This window comes from Streptomyces sp. NPDC096339 (assembly GCF_044762985.1).
Lineage (GTDB): Bacteria > Actinomycetota > Actinomycetes > Streptomycetales > Streptomycetaceae > Streptomyces.
The window spans coordinates 43,473-65,556 of record NZ_JBIWFI010000041.1 but is presented as its reverse complement, the minus strand read 5'-3'; the positions used below and the strand labels follow the sequence as shown (position 1 = coordinate 65,556).

Sequence of the window (22,084 nt, the reverse complement as noted above, 5' to 3'; positions counted from 1 at the left end):
TGGCCGAAGGATCCGTTGACTACGGACGACCCGCGCAGGTGACTGTGGAAAGTTCCCGAAATTCTTTTCGGTCGAGCTACGCCCTGGCGCCTACGCCGGGGCGTTTTTGTTTGTCAGCCCCTTCTGAGCGGTCCTCATCACCCGGAAGGAGGCGAACGCACCATGCCGACGCCCAACAAGGCTGCATCGGTAGCCGAGCTCACGGACGCGTTCCAGAGCTCGAACGCCGCCGTGCTGACCGAGTACCGGGGTCTCACCGTCGCGCAGCTCAAGACGCTGCGTCGCTCCCTTGGTGAGAACGCCCAGTACGCCGTGGTGAAGAACACGCTGACCAAGATTGCGGCCAACCAGGCCGGGATCACCGCGCTGGACGAGCACTTCGCTGGTCCGACCGCGGTCGCCTTCATCACCGGTGACCCGGTGGAGTCGGCGAAGGCCCTGCGTGACTTCGCCAAGGAGAACCCGAACCTCATCATCAAGGCCGGTGTCCTTGACGGTAAGGCTCTCTCCGCCGACGACATCAAGAAGCTTGCGGACCTCGAGTCCCGCGAGGTTCTGCTCAGCAAGCTGGCCGGCGCGTTCAAGGGCAAGCAGTCTCAGGCTGCCTCGCTCTTCCAGGCGCTGCCGTCGAAGTTCGTCCGCACCGCGGAAGCGCTTCGCGTCAAGCTCGCCGAGCAGGGCGGTGCCGAGTAATTCGGCTCGCGCATTGATCCACGCCGCCTAGTGCGTGGGTCGTAGCGGGCCGTTACGCCCGCCTCTATATACATCCGGCACCTGCCGAATTAGTGGAAGGATCGCCCATCATGGCGAAGCTCTCTCAGGAAGACCTCCTCGCCCAGTTCGAGGAGATGACCCTCATCGAGCTCTCCGAGTTCGTGAAGGCGTTCGAGGAGAAGTTCGACGTCACCGCCGCCGCGGCCGTCGCCGTTGCCGGTCCCGCCGCCGGTGGCCCCGCCGCCGAGGCCCCGGAGGAGAAGGACGAGTTCGACGTCATCCTCGCCGGCGCCGGTGACAAGAAGATCCAGGTCATCAAGGTCGTGCGCGAGCTGACCTCCCTGGGTCTGAAGGAGGCCAAGGACCTCGTGGACGGCGCCCCGAAGCCCGTCCTGGAGAAGGTCAACAAGGAGGCCGCTGACAAGGCCGCCGAGGCCCTCAAGGGTGCCGGCGCCTCCGTCGAGGTCAAGTAACACCTCTGGGGCCCTCTGGGGCCCCAGCAAAGGGCGATCACCCGTAAGGGTGGTCGCCCTTTGGCGTATCCGCAGTGCCTGACTTGCCCCAGCGTCGTTGGGGAGTAGGGTGATCATCGTTGCCCCGCGGCCGGGTCCCAAGATGATCCGCACGGAGCAGGGGGCCTTGACGAACGGGACCAGGCGCGCAATTCTCAGTCCCGTCGGCAGCTCGACCACCTCGATCCGAGATCCGAGGCATGGATCGGCTACGAAGAGGGCAGTACTGATACGCGCTCTGTGTACGAGGGTCGCGACGTTACGACATGGGGAAGGCCTGTTGCCGGTTTCCGGAAACCTGGTCTGGACATCAGTGAGCCGAGTGGCTACACTGACCCTTTGCGCTGCCTGTTAGCTGTCCCCTGCCCGTCGCCAGGGACATGCCCACGCTGAAGCACACTTGGTTGAACCGTCCTGACCTGGCCTTTTAGCCGGATCGGGGGGTTGGTCTTATGTGTCGGCTGGGACCGGTACGCGCGTAGTGAGTCCGAGCCCTCGGAAGGACCCCCTCTTGGCCGCCTCGCGCAACGCCTCGACCAATACGAACACCGGTGCCAGCACTGCCCCGCTGCGCATCTCCTTTGCAAAGATCAAGGAGCCGCTCGAGGTTCCGAACCTCCTGGCGCTGCAGACCGAGAGCTTTGACTGGCTTCTCGGCAATGCCGCCTGGAAGTCTCGCGTCGAGTCGGCGCTTGAGAGTGGACAGGACGTCCCCACCAAGTCCGGTCTGGAAGAGATCTTCGAGGAGATCTCGCCGATCGAGGACTTCTCCGGGTCGATGTCGCTGACCTTCCGCGACCACCGCTTCGAGCCGGCGAAGAACTCCGTCGACGAGTGCAAGGAGCGCGACTTCACGTACGCGGCTCCGCTGTTCGTCACGGCCGAGTTCACGAACAACGAGACCGGAGAGATCAAGTCTCAGACGGTCTTCATGGGCGACTTCCCGCTCATGACCAACAAGGGCACCTTCGTCATCAACGGCACCGAGCGTGTCGTGGTGTCGCAGCTCGTCCGTTCCCCCGGTGTCTACTTCGACTCCTCCATCGACAAGACGTCCGACAAGGACATCTTCTCCGCCAAGATCATCCCCTCCCGGGGTGCCTGGCTCGAGATGGAGATCGACAAGCGTGACATGGTCGGTGTCCGCATCGACCGCAAGCGCAAGCAGTCCGTCACCGTCCTCCTGAAGGCTCTCGGCTGGACCACCGAGCAGATCCTCGAGGAGTTCGGCGAGTACGAGTCCATGCGCGCCACCCTGGAGAAGGACCACACCCAGGGCCAGGACGACGCGCTGCTCGACATCTACCGCAAGCTGCGCCCGGGCGAGCCGCCGACCCGTGAGGCCGCTCAGACGCTGCTCGAGAACCTCTACTTCAACCCGAAGCGCTACGACCTCGCGAAGGTCGGCCGCTACAAGGTGAACAAGAAGCTCGGCGCCGACGAGCCGCTCGACGCCGGTGTGCTCACCACCGACGACGTCATCGCGACGATCAAGTACCTCGTGAAGCTGCACGCGGGCGAGACCGAGACGATCGGCGAGTCGGGTCGTTCGATCGTCGTCGAGACCGACGACATCGACCACTTCGGCAACCGTCGTCTGCGCAACGTCGGCGAGCTCATCCAGAACCAGGTCCGCACGGGTCTGGCTCGTATGGAGCGCGTCGTGCGCGAGCGCATGACCACCCAGGACGTCGAGGCGATCACGCCGCAGACCCTGATCAACATCCGGCCGGTCGTCGCCTCCATCAAGGAGTTCTTCGGCACCAGCCAGCTGTCGCAGTTCATGGACCAGAACAACCCGCTGTCGGGTCTGACGCACAAGCGTCGTCTCTCGGCCCTGGGTCCCGGTGGTCTGTCCCGTGAGCGGGCCGGCTTCGAGGTCCGTGACGTTCACCCGTCGCACTACGGCCGCATGTGCCCGATCGAGACCCCTGAAGGCCCGAACATCGGTCTGATCGGCTCGCTCGCCTCCTACGGTCGCGTCAACGCGTTCGGTTTCGTCGAGACCCCGTACCGCAAGGTCGTCGACGGTGTCGTCACCGACGAGGTCGACTACCTGACCGCCGACGAGGAAGACCGCTTCGTCATCGCCCAGGCGAACGCCGCCCTGAACGATGAGATGCGCTTCACCGAGAACCGCGTCCTGGTCCGCCGTCGTGGCGGCGAGATCGACTACATCGCCGGCGGCGACGTCGACTACATGGACGTCTCCCCGCGCCAGATGGTGTCCGTCGCGACCGCGATGATCCCCTTCCTGGAGCACGACGACGCCAACCGTGCCCTCATGGGCGCGAACATGATGCGCCAGGCCGTTCCGCTCATCAAGGCGGAGGCCCCGCTCGTCGGCACCGGCATGGAGTACCGCTGTGCGGTCGACGCCGGTGACTCGATCCGTGCGGAGAAGGACGGTGTCGTCCAGGAGGTCTCGGCCGACTACATCACCGTCGCCAACGACGACGGCACGTACACCACGTACCGCGTCGCCAAGTTCTCCCGATCGAACCAGGGCACCTCGGTCAACCAGAAGGTCATCGTCAACGAGGGCGACCGGATCATCGAGTCCCAGGTCCTCGCCGACGGTCCCGCGACCGAAGAGGGCGAGATGGCCCTCGGCAAGAACCTGCTCGTCGCGTTCATGCCGTGGGAAGGTCACAACTACGAGGACGCGATCATCCTGTCGCAGCGCCTCGTGCAGGACGACGTCCTCTCCTCGATCCACATCGAGGAGCACGAGGTCGACGCCCGTGACACCAAGCTCGGCCCCGAGGAGATCACCCGGGACATCCCGAACGTCTCCGAGGAGGTCCTCGCGGACCTCGACGAGCGCGGCATCATCCGCATCGGTGCGGACGTCGTCGCCGGCGACATCCTGGTCGGCAAGGTCACGCCCAAGGGTGAGACCGAGCTGACCCCGGAGGAGCGTCTGCTCCGCGCGATCTTCGGTGAGAAGGCCCGCGAGGTGCGTGACACCTCGCTCAAGGTCCCTCACGGTGAGATCGGCAAGGTCATCGGTGTCCGCGTCTTCGACCGCGAGGAGGGCGACGAGCTTCCCCCGGGCGTGAACCAGCTGGTCCGCGTCTACGTCGCCCAGAAGCGCAAGATCACCGACGGTGACAAGCTCGCCGGCCGTCACGGCAACAAGGGTGTCATCTCCAAGATCCTTCCGATCGAGGACATGCCCTTCCTCGAGGACGGCACGCCGGTCGACATCATCCTGAACCCGCTGGGTGTCCCGTCCCGAATGAACCCGGGACAGGTCCTGGAGATCCACCTCGGCTGGCTCGCCAGCCGCGGCTGGGACGTCTCCGGTCTCGCGGACGAGTGGGCGCAGCGCCTCCAGGCGATCGGCGCCGACCAGGTCGCCCCCGGCACCAACGTCGCCACCCCCGTCTTCGACGGTGCGCGTGAGGACGAGCTGGCCGGCCTGCTCCAGCACACCATCCCGAACCGCGACGGCGAGCGCATGGTGCTCCCGACCGGTAAGGCGCGCCTGTTCGACGGCCGCTCCGGCGAGCCGTTCCCGGACCCGATCTCGGTCGGGTACATGTACATCCTCAAGCTGCACCACCTGGTCGACGACAAGCTCCACGCCCGTTCGACCGGTCCGTACTCGATGATCACGCAGCAGCCGCTGGGTGGTAAGGCGCAGTTCGGTGGTCAGCGCTTCGGTGAGATGGAGGTGTGGGCGCTTGAGGCATACGGCGCCGCGTACGCGCTCCAGGAACTCCTGACGATCAAGTCCGACGACGTGACCGGCCGCGTGAAGGTCTACGAGGCCATCGTCAAGGGCGAGAACATCCCCGAGCCGGGCATTCCCGAGTCCTTCAAGGTGCTCATCAAGGAAATGCAGTCGCTCTGCCTCAACGTGGAGGTGCTGTCCTCGGACGGCATGTCCATCGAGATGCGCGACACCGACGAGGACGTCTTCCGCGCGGCGGAGGAGCTCGGTATCGACCTGTCCCGGCGCGAGCCGAGCAGCGTCGAAGAGGTCTGACGGGCCTGGCCGGGGGATCCGAGTGATCCCCCGGCCGCCCCGGGACCGTTCAGACCATGATTGAGACTCGACCCCGAAAGAGGGATTGACGCACAGTGCTCGACGTCAACTTCTTCGACGAGCTGCGGATCGGCCTTGCCACCGCGGACGACATCCGAACCTGGTCGCACGGCGAGGTCAAGAAGCCGGAGACCATCAACTACCGCACCCTCAAGCCCGAGAAGGACGGACTCTTCTGCGAGAAGATCTTCGGTCCTACCCGGGACTGGGAGTGCTACTGCGGCAAGTACAAGCGTGTCCGCTTCAAGGGCATCATCTGTGAGCGTTGTGGCGTCGAGGTCACGCGCGCCAAGGTGCGCCGTGAGCGGATGGGCCACATCGAGCTTGCCGCTCCCGTCACCCACATCTGGTACTTCAAGGGCGTCCCGTCGCGCCTTGGCTACCTGCTGGACCTCGCGCCGAAGGACCTCGAGAAGGTCATCTACTTCGCCGCGTACATGATCACGTTCGTCGACGACGAGCGCCGTCAGCGCGACCTGCCGTCGCTGGAGGCCCACGTCTCCGTCGAGCGCCAGCAGATCGAGAACCGCCGTGACGCGGACCTCGAAGGCCGTGCCAAGAAGCTCGAGAGCGACCTGGCCGAGCTGGAGGCCGAGGGCGCGAAGGCCGACGTGCGCCGGAAGGTGCGCGAAGGCGCCGAGCGCGAGATGAAGCAGCTCCGTGACCGCGCCCAGCGCGAGATCGACCGCCTCGACGAGGTGTGGGCCCGCTTCAAGAACCTCAAGGTCCAGGACCTGGAGGGCGACGAGCTCCTGTACCGCGAGCTGCGTGACCGCTTCGGCACGTACTTCGACGGCTGCATGGGCGCCGCCGCGCTGCAGAAGCGTCTGGAGTCCTTCGACCTCGAGGAGGAGGCCGAGCGCCTCCGCGAGATCATCCGTACCGGCAAGGGCCAGAAGAAGACCCGTGCGCTCAAGCGCCTCAAGGTCGTCTCCGCGTTCCTGCAGACCAGCAACAAGCCCAAGGGCATGGTTCTGGACTGCGTCCCGGTCATCCCGCCGGACCTCCGTCCGATGGTGCAGCTGGACGGTGGCCGCTTCGCGACCTCCGACCTGAACGACCTGTACCGCCGCGTGATCAACCGCAACAACCGCCTGAAGCGCCTTCTCGACCTCGGTGCCCCCGAGATCATCGTGAACAACGAGAAGCGCATGCTCCAGGAGGCCGTCGACGCCCTCTTCGACAACGGTCGTCGTGGTCGTCCGGTGACCGGTCCCGGCAACCGCCCCCTGAAGTCCCTCAGCGACATGCTGAAGGGCAAGCAGGGTCGATTCCGTCAGAACCTTCTCGGCAAGCGCGTGGACTACTCCGCGCGTTCCGTGATCGTCGTCGGTCCCCAGCTGAAGCTGCACCAGTGTGGTCTGCCCAAGGCCATGGCGCTGGAGCTCTTCAAGCCGTTCGTGATGAAGCGCCTGGTCGACCTGAACCACGCGCAGAACATCAAGTCGGCGAAGCGCATGGTCGAGCGCGGCCGCACGGTCGTGTACGACGTGCTCGAAGAGGTCATCGCCGAGCACCCGGTTCTCCTGAACCGTGCGCCCACGCTGCACCGCCTCGGCATCCAGGCCTTCGAGCCCCAGCTGGTCGAAGGCAAGGCCATCCAGATCCACCCGCTCGTCTGCACCGCGTTCAACGCGGACTTCGACGGTGACCAGATGGCCGTGCACCTGCCGCTCTCCGCGGAGGCGCAGGCCGAGGCCCGCATCCTGATGCTGTCCTCGAACAACATCCTCAAGCCGGCCGACGGCCGTCCGGTCACGATGCCGACGCAGGACATGGTCCTGGGTCTGTTCTTCCTGACCACCGACGGTGAGCTCCGTGACACCAAGGGCGAGGGCCGCGCGTTCGGCTCCACGGCCGAGGCGACCATGGCGTTCGACAACGGCGAGCTGGCGCTCCAGTCGTCCGTCGACATCCGCTTCCCGGTGGGCACCATCCCGCCGCGTGGCTGGGTGGCGCCGGTCGCCGAGGAGGGCGAGCAGGAGTTCCAGCCGGGCGACAGCTTCCGTCTGAAGACGACCCTGGGCCGTGCGCTCTTCAACGAGCTGCTGCCCGAGGACTACCCGTTCGTCGACTACTCGGTGGGCAAGAAGCAGCTCTCCGAGATCGTCAACGACCTGGCGGAGCGCTACCCCAAGGTCATCGTGGCGGCGACGCTCGACAACCTGAAGGCGGCCGGCTTCCACTGGGCGACCCGTTCGGGCGTCACCGTGGCCATCTCCGACGTCGTCGTGCCCGAGGCCAAGAAGGCCATCGTCAAGGGCTACGAGGAGCAGGACGAGAAGGTCCAGAAGCAGTACGAGCGCGGTCTGATCACCAAGGACGAGCGCACGCAGGAGCTCATCGCGATCTGGACCAAGGCGACCAACGAGGTTGCCGAGGCGATGAACGCGAACTTCCCCAAGACGAACCCCATCTTCATGATGGTTGACTCGGGTGCCCGAGGAAACATGATGCAGATGCGACAGATCGCCGGTATGCGTGGTCTGGTGTCGAACGCGAAGAACGAGACCATCCCGCGTCCGATCAAGGCGTCCTTCCGTGAGGGCCTCACCGTTCTGGAGTACTTCATCTCCACGCACGGTGCCCGTAAGGGTCTGGCGGACACCGCCCTGCGTACCGCCGACTCGGGTTACCTGACCCGTCGTCTGGTGGACGTCTCGCAGGACGTGATCATCCGCGAGGAGGACTGTGGCACCGAGCGCGGTCTGAAGCTGAAGATCGCCGTTCGCGGCGAGGACGGCGTGCTGCGCAAGGCCGACGACGTCGAGACCTCGATCTACGCCCGCATGCTGGCCGAGGACGTCGTCATCGACGGCAAGGTCATCGCGCCGGCCAACGTCGACCTCGGTGACGTGCTCATCGACGCCCTGGTCGCCAACGGCGTCGAGGAGGTCAAGACCCGCTCGGTCCTGACCTGTGAGTCCGCGGTCGGCACCTGTGCCTTCTGCTACGGACGCTCGCTCGCCACCGGCAAGCTGGTCGACATCGGTGAGGCGGTCGGCATCATCGCCGCCCAGTCCATCGGTGAGCCCGGTACCCAGCTGACGATGCGTACCTTCCACACCGGTGGTGTGGCCGGTGACGACATCACGCAGGGTCTGCCGCGTGTCGTCGAGCTCTTCGAGGCCCGTACCCCGAAGGGTGTCGCCCCGATCTCCGAGGCCGCCGGTCGCGTGCGGATCGAGGAGACCGAGAAGACGAAGAAGATCGTCATCACGCCCGACGACGGCAGCGACGAGACGGCGTTCCCGATCTCGAAGCGCGCCAAGGTCATCGTGCACGAGGGCGACCACGTCGAGGTGGGCCAGAAGCTCACCATGGGTGCCACCAACCCGCACGACGTGCTGCGCATCCTCGGCCAGCGTGCCGTCCAGGTCCACCTGGTCGGCGAAGTCCAGAAGGTCTACAACTCGCAGGGCGTGTCGATCCACGACAAGCACATCGAGATCATCATCCGGCAGATGCTGCGCCGCGTGACGATCATCGAGTCCGGCGACGCGGAGCTCCTGCCGGGCGAGCTGGTCGAGCGGTCGAAGTTCGAGACCGAGAACCGTCGCGTGGTCACCGAGGGCGGTCACCCCGCCTCCGGCCGTCCGCAGCTGATGGGTATCACCAAGGCCTCGCTCGCGACCGAGTCGTGGCTGTCGGCGGCGTCCTTCCAGGAGACGACCAGGGTCCTGACGGACGCGGCGATCAACGCCAAGTCCGACTCCCTGATCGGCCTCAAGGAGAACGTCATCATCGGTAAGCTCATCCCGGCCGGTACGGGTCTGTCCCGCTACCGCAACATCCGGGTGGAGCCCACCGAGGAGGCGAAGGCCGCGATGTACTCGGCCGTCGGCTACGACGACATCGACTACTCGCCCTTCGGCACCGGCTCCGGCCAGGCTGTCCCGCTGGAGGACTACGACTACGGCCCGTACAACGGCTGACGAAGTCAGACGGCATAAGGCACAGCACGGCTGAGTCGAAGCCGAGCAGTAACCGCAGGGCGGTCACCCGAGAGGGTGGCCGCCCTGCGGCGTTGTGTACGTGCGTACGGGCCCCGGCGGGGTCAGCGGGTGTGGCCGCCGCCCTGCTGGGGCTGTTGGGGCTGCTGGGGGCGGGCCGGGGCCGGTTGCTGGCCCGGGATCCGTGGTGGTCCGGCCGGGGCCCCGGGGGCGGCCGGCGGGGCTCCGCCGCCGCGCAGCCGGGCGGCCTCGGCGACCGAGACCGGGCCGGTGGGGGCGATGCCGGTGGCCGTGGGGGCGTTGGCCGGCGAGGTGGGGGCGTTCGCGGTCGCCGCCTTCGAGGCAGCCGCCGCCGCGAACTCGGCGCGGTCCAGGAACGGGCCGGGGGTGACCTTCCACGGGGTGACGTTCGGGTCCACCTCCTGGCGGATCGCCCTTTCCATGAGCGTGGCCATCTCCACCGGTCCGATGCCGCCGGGGACGGGTGTGATGTTCTGTGCGATCGCGGAGGCCTCGGGGCGGATGTCGCCCCGTACGCTACCGTCCGCCTGTGGCACGAAGCCGGAGTCGATCACGACCCGGTGGTGGGGTTGGATGTGATCGGTCCCGAGGATGCCGGGGTTGCCGGTGACCGAGATGACGATGTCGGCGTCCCGGACGCGGCGCAGGTCGTCGCCGTAGTCGAGGGTGATCGGGTCGTGCCCGTTGGCCTGGAGAAGGCCCACCACGCCCTGGCCGACGAACCCCTGGCTGCCGACCACCGCGATGGTGGGCTTGTCGGTGGCGAACGGTTCCGCGACCCGGTAGATGCCCTCGGCTGTTGCGCAGGCCGGGTAGGGGGAGCGGCCCTTGAGCAGGGCGTCGATGTCCTTGGCCGGGTCCAGGCGGGCGACGACCGGCATGAGGTTGGGCGGCGGTGGGAACTGAACGATGATCGCACGAGTGTTCGGGTCCGCGTTGTAGCTCTCCAGGACCCTCTGGAAGCCGGCACGGTCGATCCCGGGAGGCAGCACGACGTGGTCGGCCTGGAATCCGATGTGCTCGAAGCTCTTGATCTTCTGCTCGGCGGAGATCCGGGACGCCTCCAGCCGGATGCGCCAGTCCGGTGGGTCGGTCTCCTTCGGGGTGAAGCGGATCACCGCGACCTTCATTCCGGCCTGCTGCACATCCGGGCGGTAGTGCGCGTAGAGCTCGCGTGCCTGGCGCAGGACGTCCCGGCCCGAGACCAGTTCCGTCACGTCAGGGGATCCAGTCCGGCCAGGACCTCGGGTACGGGCCTCAGCGGGCGTCCGCCGAACAGCCGGGCCACCTCGTCGGCAGTCAGCTCCTGGTCGCCCTCGTAGTCGTCCGTGTAGCCGTTCCCGGTCACGCCGAGGGAGACCGCGGTGAACGTCTCGGGCCCGGGGACGTAGTGGTACGAGAAGTCGCCGAAGTGCGTGATCCACAGGACGGAGCTGAGCTGAGGGCTCAGCTTCGTGCGGAGCAGGGGCAGGACTGCCTCGGCTACGCACGAGAAGTCGTAGGTGATCCCGCGGTCGTCCGGGTTGTCGGCCAGCTCGGACACGACCGCGACGGCCTGGCCGGTGGCCGGGTCGTACACCGCGCGCAGCAGGGCGTGGGCCTCGCCGGCGAGCGGGTGCCGCCACCGGAACAGCTGGGCGATCTGAGGTAGATCCATGTGCCTCTCCATGTCAGGCGGGTTGTTTCACTTGTGTTTGAGGGCGGAGACGAGCAGTCCGCCGCTGGGGCCGGGTGTCAGGAAGACGCCGGTGTCCCTCAGGGCCCACGACGGCACGACGGTGCCGGGCGGGAGGAGCTTGGGGGTGCCGGTGCCGCCGGCGAGATCGACCTCCGCGGTGGAGGCGTCGCCGCGGCCGTTGCCGACGGTGCCGTAGGCGGTGCCCGCATCGGTGACCGCCGTGACGAAGACGTCCTCCTTGCGCTGCTCGTTCTTGCTCAGGCAGGTGCCCTGGCGGCGCTGGAGGTCGAAGGCGACGGTGCCGTCGGCGACGAAGCGGCCGTTGGGGGAGGCGACGGCATGGTCGTGCCGGATCTCGCAGGGCATGCTCGTCTCCAGCTTCCCCGTGGCGGCCTCGTGGACGGCGGTGAGGGGGGAGAGGATCTTGTCGGCCTGGGTGTGCCAGGACGAGAAGACATGGCCGCGCGTGACGGAGCGGTAGACGCCGTCCGTGCTGACCTCGCCCTTCTTCGCGGACGCGCCCGGCGGGATGGCGTCGAAGGCGGTCCAGGCTCCGGGGACCTGGAAGGACCCGAACACGGTGTCCTGGACCAGCCAGCCCTTGCCGGTCCTGATTTCGCCGGCGGCTCCCTTCGCGCAGGAGTCGCCGCACGTGTCGATTGTGCCCGTCGCCAGGTCCACGGCCACGGCGCCGCTGGAGGACCCCGTCCAGTGGACCTGGAGGCCCGTGCCGTAGTCCTCGACCCGGAGATCGGCCGCGTCGTTGCCGCGGTTCGCGCCGAGAGTCTGGACGGGGATGTCGATCTCACGCTGGGGGGCCACGGTGTCGCCGGAGGCGTCCGCGGGGTAGACCGCCAGGCGGACGACTTCCTTGCCCTTGTTGAGGGCGTCCTCGCCGAGGATCCCGTGCGCCCAGGTCACGACGTACTCGCGGCCGTCCTGGAAGGCCGTCGAGACCGAGGGAAGCTCCACCCAGTCGCCGTCGTACCCGTACCTTCCGGCCTGCGACATGGAGGTGGGGGGCTCCCACGGCTTGCCGGTGAACAGGATCCTTCCGGTCGACGCCTCGCGCGCCTGGGTGACGTAGCCGTCCTCGGAGACGGTGACGTACGCGACGACATCCGTCTGGGCGCCGACCGCGACCGGGGGCTTGGAGCTGTACTTCTTCGGCATCCAGGCCAGGGTCTGCTGCCAGCCCTGATCGGCCGCGTAGGCCGGTGGCGCCGTCAGCTGGACCGTGATGCCCGGGGCGGGCTCAGCCGTCTTCCCGGGTGCCCGGGTGCCGTCCTGCGCGGGGGTCTGGGCCTTGCCGTCGCCCCCACTGCCGCAGCCGGCGAGAAGCGCTCCGGCAAGGATCGCGCTCGCCACCCCGTTCCTGTTACGCACAGCTGCGCTGCCTTTCGTGTGGTCAGAACGTTTCGACCACCGGGGCCGCCTTGGCCCGGTGGGATCCTTCCTTGCACCCGGCGAACGGTCCGGACGGGCTGCGGAGCTCGCCCATGACCGCGCCCAGGTGGTCGCGGTGCCAGAGTGCGGGGCCGCTGGGCCCGGCGGCAGGGTCCGTGTGTTCCTGCCAGGCCAGCCACAGGCCGTGCAGCCGGGCCACTGCTTCCAGGTGCTCCCACCAGCGCGGACACCAGGGAGTGGACGAGGTCGTCTCCCGGCCGTAGACGGGGAGCAGCAGGGCGTGGACCCAGGTGACGAGCAGCTCCAGCTCCTTCTCGTACGCCTTGCCGTCGAGGTAGAGGATGAAGGGCGGAGCCTGGTCGGCGTCGGCGGGTGTGCTCATCGGGACAGCTCCCTCGCGGCGCGGGCGGTGATGGCCTGAACCTCGGCCTTTGCGGCCGCGGAGATGCGGTCCGCGCCCGGTTCCAGGTACCAGGGGCGCAGCCGGATCAGGGCGGGCCGGACGCCCGTGGCCATCAGGAGCGCGGTGCCCTTGGGCAGGGCGCGGATCTGGTCCGCGGGCAGGATCCGTTCCAACCGGTACGAGGTCGAGCGGGTGCGGCCGTCCTTGCTGCGGGAGACGCTCACGGTGCTGACGTCCTGCTCGCCGACCAGCTTGGAGATCTTCTCCACGAAGTCGGCGTCGTCAAGGCCGGCGCCGAGGAGTTTGATCGTCGAGGCGCCCCACAGGGCGTCCATGCCGGCCTCGCCCCACACCCGGGCCCCCTGCCGGTAGCTCTGCAGCAGGGTCACGATGTTGATGCCGCGCGAGCCGAGGTGCGAGTACAGGTCCGGCAGGTCGGAGATCCGGCAGACGTTCGCGGCCTCGTCGAGGACGGCGGTCATCGGGGGTTCGAGCCGGCCGCCCATGCGTTCCGCGGCGCGGACACCGGCACGCAGGACGGAGTCCGCGACGGCCGCGATCACGCCTGCGGCCGAGCCGCCGCCGTCCTTGGACAGCAGGTAGAGGGTGTCGGTGCCCAGGACGTGGTGGTCGGGGCGGAACTCCGGCAGCACCGGGTCCGGGCTGACCCAGGCCGCGATCTTCGGGTCGAGGAGGCAGGCCACGCACTGGCGGGCCGTCTCGTAGATTCCGTCGCGGGTTTCGACGGCGCCCTGGATCGTGCCGCGCAGCTGCTCGGCGAGGGCCGTCATGCCGGCGTCGCGCAGCAGGTCGATGGGGGTGCGGTCGGCGGGGTCCGCGAGCCAGCCCAGGACCTCGTCGATACGACGGCCGCCCTTGCTGGCCGCGTGGAAGAGGGCGGTGAGGGTGTTCTGTGCGGCGGAGATCCAGAAGTCCCGCTTGGAGGCGTCGTCGTTGACCGCGCTGACGAAGTGGCCGGCGAGCCGGCGGGCGCCCTCGATGTCGCGGGCGTCGGCGAGCAGGTCCCACCACAGGGCGCGGGGCGTGTGGGCGATGCCTTGCGGGTCGAACGTCCACACCTGGCCGACGCGTTCGCGTTCGGCGCGGGTCACGCTGTACACGTCCGACTTGTTCGAGGTCAGCAGGACGCTGCCGCGGGCGCGCAGGACGCGGGGGACCGCGATGCCGGTGGACTTGCCGGCCCGGGGGGCCATCAGGTCCAGCTCCACGTCCTCGTAACTGGAGCGCAGCTCGGGGCCGTTCGGTTCCAGGTTGCCGAGGAGGTTGCCGGTGTCGTCGGGGGTGAGCTTGCCGCCGTCGGTGAGTTTCTTCAGGTGCGGGCGCAGCTCCAGCGCGCGGGCGGCCGCCCCCTTGGGGAGCATCGTGGCGAGCTCCTTGCGGCCGGCCAGGCCGTTGGAGCCACCGCCACCCTTGCGTACCAGCAGGACCAGAGTCACCACCAGGCCCAGGAGCACGCCGAACGTCACCGCGATCCCGGCGCCCGACACGGCACCGGACACTCCGGGCCAGAGCGCCGCCGGGCCGTCCTGGACCAGGGTGGCGAGGGTGCTCAGGGCGAACGGGGGAGGGTTCCAGCCGGCGCCCGCGGCGGCCGCGCCGAGGGTGCCGCCCAGCCAGGCGGACAGGAAGCCTAGGAAGACGACGGCGGCGACACCTACGATCAGCCAGGGCAGCAGGTCCTCGGCGGAGCCGCCGCCCTTCTTGCGGGGGGTACGTGCGGTCACTGTCCGTCCCTGGGCTTGATCAGCGGCACCTTGTCGGCCTCGGTCCAGCGGTTGTTGGTGTTGTGCAGGTTCTTCTCGGTCTCGGTGATGGCGACCTTGATGGGGATGCCCGGCCGGCCGCCGACCTTGATCAGGAACCGGCCGCGGCCGGGAGGCTCGGAGTTGGCCGTGGGGTTGGCCCAGCCGGGAGGGGAGGACCAGGACGAGACGAGGTCGATCTCCCGCTCCGACATGCCGATGACCTTGCCGAGCTCCTCCATCTCGGTACGGGGCAGCCCCGCGCACACCACCATCCCGGCGCGCTCCACGAAGCCGCGGGCCTTCGCGCGGTCGGACTCGCTGCCGAGTGCCTCGGCGTCCTTGAGCGTGTGGGTGATCTTGGCGTCGCCGAGTCCGAGCGAGCGGTTCAGGCGGGTCAGGGCGTCGATGCGTTCCACGATGCCGGAGGCGGCGCGCAGCGGCCGCCACAGCTCGTCGAGGACGGTGAAGAACCAGCGCTGCGGGGCCAGACCCGCGTCGGCCAGGGCGTGCGCGGCGGCGACGGTGCCGAGCCCGTCCGACCAGGCGGCGAGCATCGCCGCCGCGGTCAGTTGGGTGTCGGCCTCACCGATGCGGGAGATGTCCACGCACACGGCGGGGGCGTTGGGGTTGATGCGGGTGGACGTCTCCGTGGCGAACGTGTCGCCGAGCGGGCCGTCCAGGATGCCGATCAGGGACCGGTGCAGCGGGTCGACGGCTTCCTGGTACCGCTCCTGGTTGCCGCGGTCCAGGGTGACCGCGCGGACCCGGTCCGGGCCCTCGTCGAGGACGCGCAGGAGGTCGGGCAGCAGCGGCGGCTTACCAGGGGTCGACCGCTCCTTGAGGTGGTGAAGGCAGGCCGACAGCACCGACTGCTCGTGGTCGTCCATGGGGCGGCCGCGCATGATGGTGATCAGCGCCGCGACCATGTTCAGAACGCGGCCGTGCGCCTCGGCCTGCAGCACCCGCCCGGCCTCCCCGCCGATCCGCTCGGCCGCCTCGCCCATCGCGCCCGGGTCGAGGACGTTGATGCCGCCGACACCGCGGCCGATGGAGATCACCTGGCCGCCGAGGGCCCGTACGGTGTCCGCGTAGTCCGGCTTCAGGTCGCCGAGGACCAACGGGACCACACCGGTCGCCGTCATCCCGATGAGCATCCGGTTGACCAGGGTGGATTTGCCCAGTCCCGGCATGCCGAGCATGAACAGCGACGGGTTGGAGATGTACCGGGCCCGGGTGAACCAGGAGATGGGGTCCCCGCACACCGTCGCTCCGGTGTGCAGGTGCTGGCCGAGCGGCACACCCGTCATGGGCGCGCCGGAACCCGCGGCGAACGGCCACAGCCCACACGCCTGCACGGTGGTGGAACGCCACATCGACGGCGGGTCCATGTGGGCGACTTGCCCGCCGCCCGGGCCGGGCCAGCCGCGCGACGGGATGACGGGTGCGCGGGGCGGCCGGGGGGGCTGGGGCTGCTTCTTGCTCACAGCGTCTCCCTGAGCTGGTACGGGATGAGGGTGTGCTCCCACGGCAGCAGGCCGACCGGCAGGGTGCAGGTGAACGCGGCCGCCTGCATGCGGTCCGCGGGGCGCATCAGGATGCGGGAGGACGCCTGGAGGTTGCGTACGGTGATCGCCGCGTCGGCCAGTTGGTCCTCGTCGGCAACGGTGACCGTGACCATCATCGAGAACTCGACGAGGCCGGCGCCGGACGCCTCCTCGGCGGCGGTCTGCTCGGCCGCGCGCATCTCGGACGCGGCGCGGGCCTGGACCAGGCCGCGCTCGGAGCCGGCCATGAAGTGGGCCGAGCGGCGGTCGGCCTCCACGATCCGGGCGGACGTGCCCGGGTCGATGGGCCGGTAGACCAGCGAGACCCGCTTGCGGCGGGTGCCCTGCGCGGGCTCCAGCAGGCCGCGCAGCACGCTGGAGCGGACGGTGCCGCGCGGCGCCAGCGTCAGCATCCAGGTCCGTGACACCCCGGAGTCGTGCTTGTAGCCGTCCACGGTCTCCACCGCGACCGCCGGACCCGCGTCGTGCCACTGCACGCCGGTGACGCCGTGCTCCGCGCGGACGTTGAGGATGTCCGGGGCGATCGCCGGGTCGTAGGCGACGCGGACGATCTCCGAGATCTGCTCCGCGGACAGCGGGGACGCGGAGCCGCCGCCGGCCGCGACCAGACCCGACAGCAGGGAGGGCAGGCGCATCGACAGGTCGGTGATGACGTCCTCCTGCTTGCGGCGCGGACCGGGCACGGCGCCGTAGGTGAGGGCGATGTACGTGTGCATCTCGGAGGACGCGGACGGGTAGCGGGCCACGACCTCCTCCATCACGGCGCGGGCAGCGGGCGGCGCGTCGGGCACGATCCGCGGCAGGACCTCGGCGGCGAGCCGGGTGCCGGTGTCGGGCGCGGTCTCGACGACGACCTGCGCCCCGCGCAGACCGGGCTCGTGGGAGAGACGGGCCAGCCAGTCGCCCCAGGAAGCCACCCAGATGTCGACCTGCTGCGGGTCGACGAGGGAACCGCCGTCCGGTTCACAGGCCAGGACGATGGTGTAGAGGTTGCGGCCCGGGTGGTGCAGAACGCCGAAGGAGCGGCCGTAGGCGTCGCTGCCCTCCAGCATCTTCACGCGGGCGAGCATGCCGGGCGGGGAGAAGTGCCCGCCCGTACGCCGCGACAGCGGGCCGGAGACGTAGGTGTGCGAGCCGTTGGCCTTGCGCTTCATCCAACCGATCCGCACGGCGATCATCTGGTAGACGTTCCGGCCGTCGGCGGTGCGCAGCGCGAGCGGTCCGACGAAGAGCGCGAGGGGTATGAGCACCCCGATGGCGGCGGCGAGCGAGATCAGTGAGGCGAGCAGGACGACCACGAGCCCGCCGAACGCGACGACGGTCCCGAGCAGACCGAGCGGCCCGAGGCCGGGCCTGCGGGGGCGCCGCCAGTTTCCGTAGGTAGGCCGCGCCATGGATTCGGTGGCCATGGGTTTCCTTTCGGGGTACGTCGGTTGAGTGCGTCAGCGGGTGCGGCCGGGGGCCGGGGGAGTGTGGCGGGGTACCTGCGGCGCGCTTGCCGTGGCCGTGGGCGTGGCGCGGGTGGCGGTGCCCTGGGTGGAGCGGAGGCGGCCGGCGGCGGCGATGCTCAAGCGGGTGTCGCCTTGCTGGAAGACGGCGGCCTGTGCGCTGTTCGCGGTGGCCTGGGGGAACGTGCCGCGGTCGGTGGTGATGAGCGCGGTGGCGAGGCCCGTGTCGGCGAGCTTCTCGGCGTTCTCACGGCCGATGGAGCGCCCGGAGCCGGTGGTGGTCTTGGCGTAGAGCGCTTTGATCATCTGATCCGGTGACATGCGCCCGCCGTAGGCGTCCTCGCCCCGCTCGAATTTGACGCGCCCCTGGTACCAGCGGTTCGTGTTCTGCGCGAGCGATTGTTCGAGTGGGACCTCGACCGAGAGGATGACGCGATGCCCGTACTGCTCGTTACGCAGGCCCGTGAGCAGGTCCGCGGCGGCGGTGTGGTTGGCGAGCGTGGCGTCATAGAGGAGGTTGTAGCCGCCCTCCCGTGCCCACTGCTCGAATTGGTTCCGCAGCTCCGAGGCCTCTCGGTGGAGGAGTCCGGAGAGTTCCGCCGGGGTGAGCTCCCGTCCGAAGGGCAGGGCCATCGACTGAGGGTCCAACCGGGGGAGCCCGCCGGCCTCGAAGATGGCCTCTTTGAAGTCGTCGGGGTTCAGGACCACGTAGTCGTTGAGGTCCAGGCCGTGAGCGGCTGCCAGTTCGCGGCCGAGGTCGGTGTTCTCGTGCTGCCAGGCCTCGAGCCTCTCCTGGGTGAACCCCTTGCCGGCTCCCGGCGCACCGGCTGTCATCAGGACGGCGCGACCACCTTGCGGGCGGTGCGCGTTCTCCGCCTTGAAGCGCTCGAGGACTTCGCTCTGCATGCGCATGCGGGCCCGGTCCCATTCGAGGTCGCGCCCGAACGCGGCGAGCGTGTCCAGTGGTCCGGGGGAGAGGTCACCCCCTCGCGCCATGCGCCGCTGTATCTCCTGGTACAGCTGCCCGTACTCGTCGTTCATGCGCCGTACGCTCCGCGACGGAGCATGATCTGCTCGTACTCGTCCTGAGTGATGCGGCCTTGGAGCACACCGCCCCTGAGCACGCTGAAGGTGTTGTCCTGGTGGACCGGTTCGATGACGAGTTCGTCCCAGTCCTCTTCCTCGAAGTCCCAGGCCGAGACGGTGGCGATCATCTCCTCGCGGGGGATACCGCCTTCGGCGTAGCGCTTGAGGTAGGCGCGCAGGGAGGGCTTCTCGGGCATGGTGATTCCTTTCGAGGGGCCTGCTGACGGCGGTGGGGTGGTGCGCGTCGGGACGCGTACCACCCCACTGGCAACGGGACTACTGGTTGTGACCCTTCATACCGTCGTTGTCGTCCAGCGAGCCGGCGACTTCGTTGGCGGCGTTCAGACCGGCCTGGGCGACCACCGCGGCGGCCTGGACCGCGACCATCGCGGGGCCCGCCGCGGCCGCGGCGCCACCAGCAGCGCCACCGCCCGCGCCGCCCGCGCCGCTCGCCGAGGACCCGGCGCCGGCGGACGGGGAGCCCTCGGGGCCCTTGCCGCCTCCGCCGCCACCGCCTCCGCCGCCGCCGCCTCCACCACCGCCACCACTGGCGATGCTGATGGCGCCGCTCGCGATGCTGTTGGCGAAGTTCAGGGCGACGGTTCCGCCCGAGGTGCTGCCGAGCGCAGCCGTCGCGGGGACGACGAGCTTGAGCAGCGCCGGCAGCGCGAAGACGGAGAGGATCAGCATCCCCATGCCCGCGATCACGCTGTCCAGGCTCTTCTCGTCCTTCGTCATGGATGTCGCCGAGTAGATGATCAGCGCGGCGGCGGGCTTGTAGAGGAGCCACGCCGTGGTCCAGCCGATGTGCTTCTTCCACCAGCCGTCGCCCCAGCCCGTCATCGAGGACGCCGCGGCGATGGGGAGGGTGCCGATCAGCATGATCAGCACGCCGAGCCTGATGTACATCAGGATGATCTGGATGAAGCTCGACAGCATGACGAGGATGCCGAAGATGATGATCGTGCCCGGGCTTTCCAGCGCGGTGAAGCCGACGATCTTCTCGGCGTTCTCCCCGAGGTTGGCCTTGGCGTAGACCTCCTTGGCATAGGCGTCGGAGGCCGCGTACAGGGCCTGCGCGATCAAGGGGGCCATGGCGCTGACCAGGATGACCTTCCACATCCCCATGAACGCCTGCTGCATGGACTGGCCCTTGCGCTCGTAGGCCATCCGGAACGCGGCGAAGAGGATGGACGCGACGGCGACGTAGCCGACGATCCAGCTGGTCTCGCCCATGATGGCGTTGAGCCCGGTGCCCTTCTGGGGGTTGAGCGTGTTGCCGTCGCCGATGTTCAGCCAGACGCCGTTGAGGGTCTTGAGGATCTCGCTGACCGCTTTGCCGATCGCCTGGGCGAAGGCCCCGACGGCGCCGTCGGCGACGGCGCCGCCGATCTTCTCGACGCCCTTGCCCGCGCAGTCGATCGGGTGGAGCACGCAGTCCTTGACATCGCCGGGACTCGGCAGGTTAACCGGCACTGCCGCCTCCCCAGATGACGAAGCCGTTCGTACCGTCGACCGCGGCCACCCCTTCGAGGAGTGACCCGGTGAGGGTGGGACGGAGCTTCCAGTCCCCGTCCTCCCAGACCACGGAAGCCGTTCCCGACACGTAGCCCTTCTCGGGCAACTGCATCAGCAGCATGACCGTCGCCTGGGTCGGCGAGTAGCTGAGGATGGAGAAGCCGGCGTAGGTTCCGCTGCTCCCCGGGGCGCCCTTCTTGGCCTCGTCGGCGGGCAGGGCTCCACGCCGCTTGACGAACTCGTCGCGGCCGGCGCCGCGCGCCATCTGCTGGTCGGCCACCTCGCGCCATCGGGGGCCGGCGAAGTGGGTGGAAATCCCGTGCACCGCGAATACGGCGCCCAATGGGGTGTGGGCGTAGCAACTCCAGAGGGGACCGTCGTACTTGCGCGGCCCGGCCGACTCCGACACCGGCAGCAGATCGGTGTCCGACTGCTTCCACTTCAGGTCGGCCGGGCTCTGCTTCGGGACGGCCTGATCGGCGTCGTTCGTGCTGCAGCCGGCCGGACGTCCCTCTGCCGTGCCCGATGAGGGCAGGCTCGACGGCGTGTTCGCGGGCGCGGACGTCTTGGCCGGACTCTTTGGCGATGCACTGTTGTCGTCGGTGTCGCTCCCTGTGAGCGCGACGTAGCCGCCGATCAGCACCATCGCAATCAGGAACGCGGCCGAGATCAGCCAGCCGCGTTGCTGCCAGAACGGTTTCTCCCACTCGCCGCTGGAACCCTGGGAAGCCCTCATCGGTCAGCCTCCCGGGTCAGTTGAAGACGAAGGACACGAGAGGACCGGCCGTGGCCACCAGGACACAGCCACCCAGGACCATGCCGAGGCGGCCCATGTGCTCGGAGCCCTCACCGCGGCGCATCGATATCGCCATCATGGCGCCGGTGATCAGGACACCGGCGACGCCGGCCGCGGTGCCTGCCCAGGCCACGATGCCGAGCACGTTGTTCACCTTGTTGGTGAGCTCCGGCGGGGCGTTCATTCCGGGCTTCGGGACATCGGCCGCGAGAATGACGGCAGCGTCGCGGACCTTGCTGAGCATGAGGAATCCCCCTGGGTAATCTTCTGCGCCGACCAAATGGTCGAAACGTCAACGGTATTGAGATTCGATTGCCGACCGCATCGTGGCAGGTTTGGCTCACGGAGTGACCGGTCGAGTCCGGCTCGTGGCCGACTCCGGAGCGCGTTCGGTCGGCGGTGTGGCTCAGCCGGAGAGCAGAAAGGCGACGATCGGCCCTGCCGTGGCGCCGATGATGCAGGCGCCCAGGACCGTGGCCAGCTGGGTGAGGTGTTCGTCCCCGTTGCCCGAGCGCAGGGCGATCGCCATGCGGGAGCCGACGATCAGTACGCCCATGACCCCGGCCGCCGACACGAGCCAGGCCATCCAGCTGAGCACTTGGTTGAGCGGGTCGGTGACGTTAGCACCGACCGCCAGCATCCACTCCACTGCGCTTCCCCTCTCGGTGGCCGTCATCGACTGTTGATCAATTTGGACAGCGCCGAAGTCTCCCTGGGAGCCGGGCCGGACAGGTCGCCCATGCGCCAGGTCGACATCCACGGCACCCGGTGGATCTCTACGACCGAGCTGATCACCTTGATGCGCTTGGCCAGTTCCGGCGGCAGGCGGCCAGGGGCATCTGCGACGAGAACGACCGCCTGAATCACTGTCCCTGACGGCTGTTCATTCCGTCTGATCATATCCAGCACCTGTGACACCGCCTGGAGTCCGGAGGCGTGCGTGCGGGCCACGAGCAGGATCCTTCCGGGGGCTCCGGCCGCCAGGTCGGGCCATCGGGATCCGGCGTCGAAGCCGCCGAACACCGTGGCCAGGGTGGTGGCTCCGGCGCCGCCGTGGGCGTTCATCCAGCTGATGGGGGAGGAGTCCGGGAGGGGTGCGGGGACCGGAAGTCCGTTGTTCTCAAAGGGTTGTGGGGATGCGGTGGAGATGTCCGCCGGTGTGG

At 68.7% G+C, this 22,084-nt stretch carries 18 protein-coding genes; 4 read left to right on the top strand and 14 right to left on the bottom strand.

Annotated features, from left to right (window positions below; genetic code table 11):
• Positions 1 to 162: 162 nt before the first annotated feature.
• From rplJ to ACIQ5Y_RS34420, 4 genes are all read left to right on the top strand, one after another.
• The gene (rplJ, locus tag ACIQ5Y_RS34435) at positions 163 to 693 is read left to right on the top strand and encodes a 50S ribosomal protein L10 (RefSeq protein ID WP_030026650.1); all 531 of its coding nucleotides are present in this window, start codon (positions 163 to 165) and stop codon (positions 691 to 693) included.
• Positions 694 to 803: 110 nt separating this feature from the next.
• Positions 804 to 1,187: a 50S ribosomal protein L7/L12 gene (gene rplL, locus ACIQ5Y_RS34430; protein ID WP_384588162.1), complete on the top strand. Its 384-nt coding sequence runs from the start codon at positions 804 to 806 to the stop codon at positions 1,185 to 1,187.
• A gap of 550 nt (positions 1,188 to 1,737) precedes the next feature.
• Positions 1,738 to 5,220: a DNA-directed RNA polymerase subunit beta gene (gene rpoB / locus ACIQ5Y_RS34425; RefSeq protein ID WP_385126288.1), complete on the top strand. Its 3,483-nt coding sequence runs from the start codon at positions 1,738 to 1,740 to the stop codon at positions 5,218 to 5,220.
• Positions 5,221 to 5,315: 95 nt separating this feature from the next.
• Positions 5,316 to 9,215 (top strand): DNA-directed RNA polymerase subunit beta', encoded by a 3,900-nt coding sequence (locus ACIQ5Y_RS34420; protein ID WP_403889621.1) that lies wholly within the window; start codon positions 5,316 to 5,318, stop codon positions 9,213 to 9,215.
• Between the two features lie 122 nt (positions 9,216 to 9,337).
• Here the strand turns inward: ACIQ5Y_RS34420 and ACIQ5Y_RS34415 are convergent, their stop codons facing one another.
• The 14 genes from ACIQ5Y_RS34415 to ACIQ5Y_RS34350 form a co-directional block, all read right to left on the bottom strand.
• The gene (locus tag ACIQ5Y_RS34415; protein ID WP_403889619.1) at positions 9,338 to 10,471 is read right to left on the bottom strand and encodes a tetrahydrofolate dehydrogenase/cyclohydrolase catalytic domain-containing protein; all 1,134 of its coding nucleotides are present in this window, start codon (positions 10,469 to 10,471) and stop codon (positions 9,338 to 9,340) included.
• Complete coding sequence (locus tag ACIQ5Y_RS34410; protein WP_403889616.1) at positions 10,468 to 10,911, bottom strand: hypothetical protein; 444 nt, start codon at positions 10,909 to 10,911, stop codon at positions 10,468 to 10,470. The genes ACIQ5Y_RS34415 and ACIQ5Y_RS34410 overlap by 4 nt, the downstream gene beginning before the upstream one ends.
• Positions 10,912 to 10,938: 27 nt before the next feature.
• Complete coding sequence (locus ACIQ5Y_RS34405) at positions 10,939 to 12,318, bottom strand: hypothetical protein (protein ID WP_403889613.1); 1,380 nt, start codon at positions 12,316 to 12,318, stop codon at positions 10,939 to 10,941.
• Positions 12,319 to 12,340: 22 nt separating this feature from the next.
• Positions 12,341 to 12,721, bottom strand: coding sequence for a DUF4913 domain-containing protein (locus tag ACIQ5Y_RS34400; RefSeq protein WP_403889610.1), 381 nt, complete (start codon positions 12,719 to 12,721; stop codon positions 12,341 to 12,343).
• Positions 12,718 to 14,487: a type IV secretory system conjugative DNA transfer family protein gene (locus ACIQ5Y_RS34395; RefSeq protein WP_403889607.1), complete on the bottom strand. Its 1,770-nt coding sequence runs from the start codon at positions 14,485 to 14,487 to the stop codon at positions 12,718 to 12,720. The genes ACIQ5Y_RS34400 and ACIQ5Y_RS34395 overlap by 4 nt, the downstream gene beginning before the upstream one ends.
• Positions 14,484 to 15,896 carry an ATP/GTP-binding protein gene (locus tag ACIQ5Y_RS34390; RefSeq protein ID WP_403889659.1) on the bottom strand — a complete coding sequence of 471 codons (1,413 nt, stop codon included), beginning with the start codon at positions 15,894 to 15,896 and terminating at the stop codon, positions 14,484 to 14,486. The genes ACIQ5Y_RS34395 and ACIQ5Y_RS34390 overlap by 4 nt, the downstream gene beginning before the upstream one ends.
• Before the next feature lie 92 nt (positions 15,897 to 15,988).
• The gene (locus tag ACIQ5Y_RS34385) at positions 15,989 to 17,482 is read right to left on the bottom strand and encodes an SCO6880 family protein (RefSeq protein WP_403889604.1); all 1,494 of its coding nucleotides are present in this window, start codon (positions 17,480 to 17,482) and stop codon (positions 15,989 to 15,991) included.
• A 33-nt stretch (positions 17,483 to 17,515) separates the two neighbouring features.
• Positions 17,516 to 18,562 (bottom strand): zeta toxin family protein, encoded by a 1,047-nt coding sequence (locus ACIQ5Y_RS34380; RefSeq protein WP_403889601.1) that lies wholly within the window; start codon positions 18,560 to 18,562, stop codon positions 17,516 to 17,518.
• Positions 18,559 to 18,804, bottom strand: a complete 246-nt coding sequence (locus ACIQ5Y_RS34375; protein ID WP_403889598.1) for a hypothetical protein — start codon at positions 18,802 to 18,804, stop codon at positions 18,559 to 18,561. The genes ACIQ5Y_RS34380 and ACIQ5Y_RS34375 overlap by 4 nt, the downstream gene beginning before the upstream one ends.
• 79 nt (positions 18,805 to 18,883) lie before the next feature.
• Positions 18,884 to 20,083 carry a hypothetical protein gene (locus tag ACIQ5Y_RS34370; RefSeq protein ID WP_403889595.1) on the bottom strand — a complete coding sequence of 400 codons (1,200 nt, stop codon included), beginning with the start codon at positions 20,081 to 20,083 and terminating at the stop codon, positions 18,884 to 18,886.
• Positions 20,073 to 20,861 (bottom strand): hypothetical protein, encoded by a 789-nt coding sequence (locus ACIQ5Y_RS34365; protein ID WP_403889592.1) that lies wholly within the window; start codon positions 20,859 to 20,861, stop codon positions 20,073 to 20,075. Before ACIQ5Y_RS34365 ends, ACIQ5Y_RS34370 begins: the two co-directional genes overlap by 11 nt.
• A gap of 16 nt (positions 20,862 to 20,877) precedes the next feature.
• The gene (locus tag ACIQ5Y_RS34360) at positions 20,878 to 21,165 is read right to left on the bottom strand and encodes a hypothetical protein (protein ID WP_403889589.1); all 288 of its coding nucleotides are present in this window, start codon (positions 21,163 to 21,165) and stop codon (positions 20,878 to 20,880) included.
• 162 nt (positions 21,166 to 21,327) lie between these two features.
• On the bottom strand, positions 21,328 to 21,597 hold the full coding sequence (locus ACIQ5Y_RS34355; protein ID WP_403889586.1) for a hypothetical protein: 270 nt from the start codon (positions 21,595 to 21,597) through the stop codon (positions 21,328 to 21,330).
• Positions 21,594 to 21,986, bottom strand: coding sequence for a DUF6668 family protein (locus ACIQ5Y_RS34350; protein ID WP_403889583.1), 393 nt, complete (start codon positions 21,984 to 21,986; stop codon positions 21,594 to 21,596). The genes ACIQ5Y_RS34355 and ACIQ5Y_RS34350 overlap by 4 nt, the downstream gene beginning before the upstream one ends.
• Positions 21,987 to 22,084 lie beyond the last annotated feature (98 nt).

Coding starts and splice junctions, on each gene's coding strand:
- rplJ (WP_030026650.1), top strand. CDS start 163: ATGCCGACGCCCAACAAGGCTGCATCGGTAGCCGAGCTCACGGACGCG.
- rplL (WP_384588162.1), top strand. CDS start 804: ATGGCGAAGCTCTCTCAGGAAGACCTCCTCGCCCAGTTCGAGGAGATG.
- ACIQ5Y_RS34410 (WP_403889616.1), bottom strand. CDS start 10,911: ATGGATCTACCTCAGATCGCCCAGCTGTTCCGGTGGCGGCACCCGCTC.
- ACIQ5Y_RS34400 (WP_403889610.1), bottom strand. CDS start 12,721: ATGAGCACACCCGCCGACGCCGACCAGGCTCCGCCCTTCATCCTCTAC.
- ACIQ5Y_RS34390 (WP_403889659.1), bottom strand. CDS start 15,896: ATGGACCCGCCGTCGATGTGGCGTTCCACCACCGTGCAGGCGTGTGGG.
- ACIQ5Y_RS34385 (WP_403889604.1), bottom strand. CDS start 17,482: ATGGCCACCGAATCCATGGCGCGGCCTACCTACGGAAACTGGCGGCGC.
- ACIQ5Y_RS34380 (WP_403889601.1), bottom strand. CDS start 18,562: ATGAACGACGAGTACGGGCAGCTGTACCAGGAGATACAGCGGCGCATG.
- ACIQ5Y_RS34375 (WP_403889598.1), bottom strand. CDS start 18,804: ATGCCCGAGAAGCCCTCCCTGCGCGCCTACCTCAAGCGCTACGCCGAA.
- ACIQ5Y_RS34365 (WP_403889592.1), bottom strand. CDS start 20,861: ATGAGGGCTTCCCAGGGTTCCAGCGGCGAGTGGGAGAAACCGTTCTGG.
- ACIQ5Y_RS34360 (WP_403889589.1), bottom strand. CDS start 21,165: ATGCTCAGCAAGGTCCGCGACGCTGCCGTCATTCTCGCGGCCGATGTC.
- ACIQ5Y_RS34355 (WP_403889586.1), bottom strand. CDS start 21,597: ATGACGGCCACCGAGAGGGGAAGCGCAGTGGAGTGGATGCTGGCGGTC.
- ACIQ5Y_RS34350 (WP_403889583.1), bottom strand. CDS start 21,986: ATGAACGCCCACGGCGGCGCCGGAGCCACCACCCTGGCCACGGTGTTC.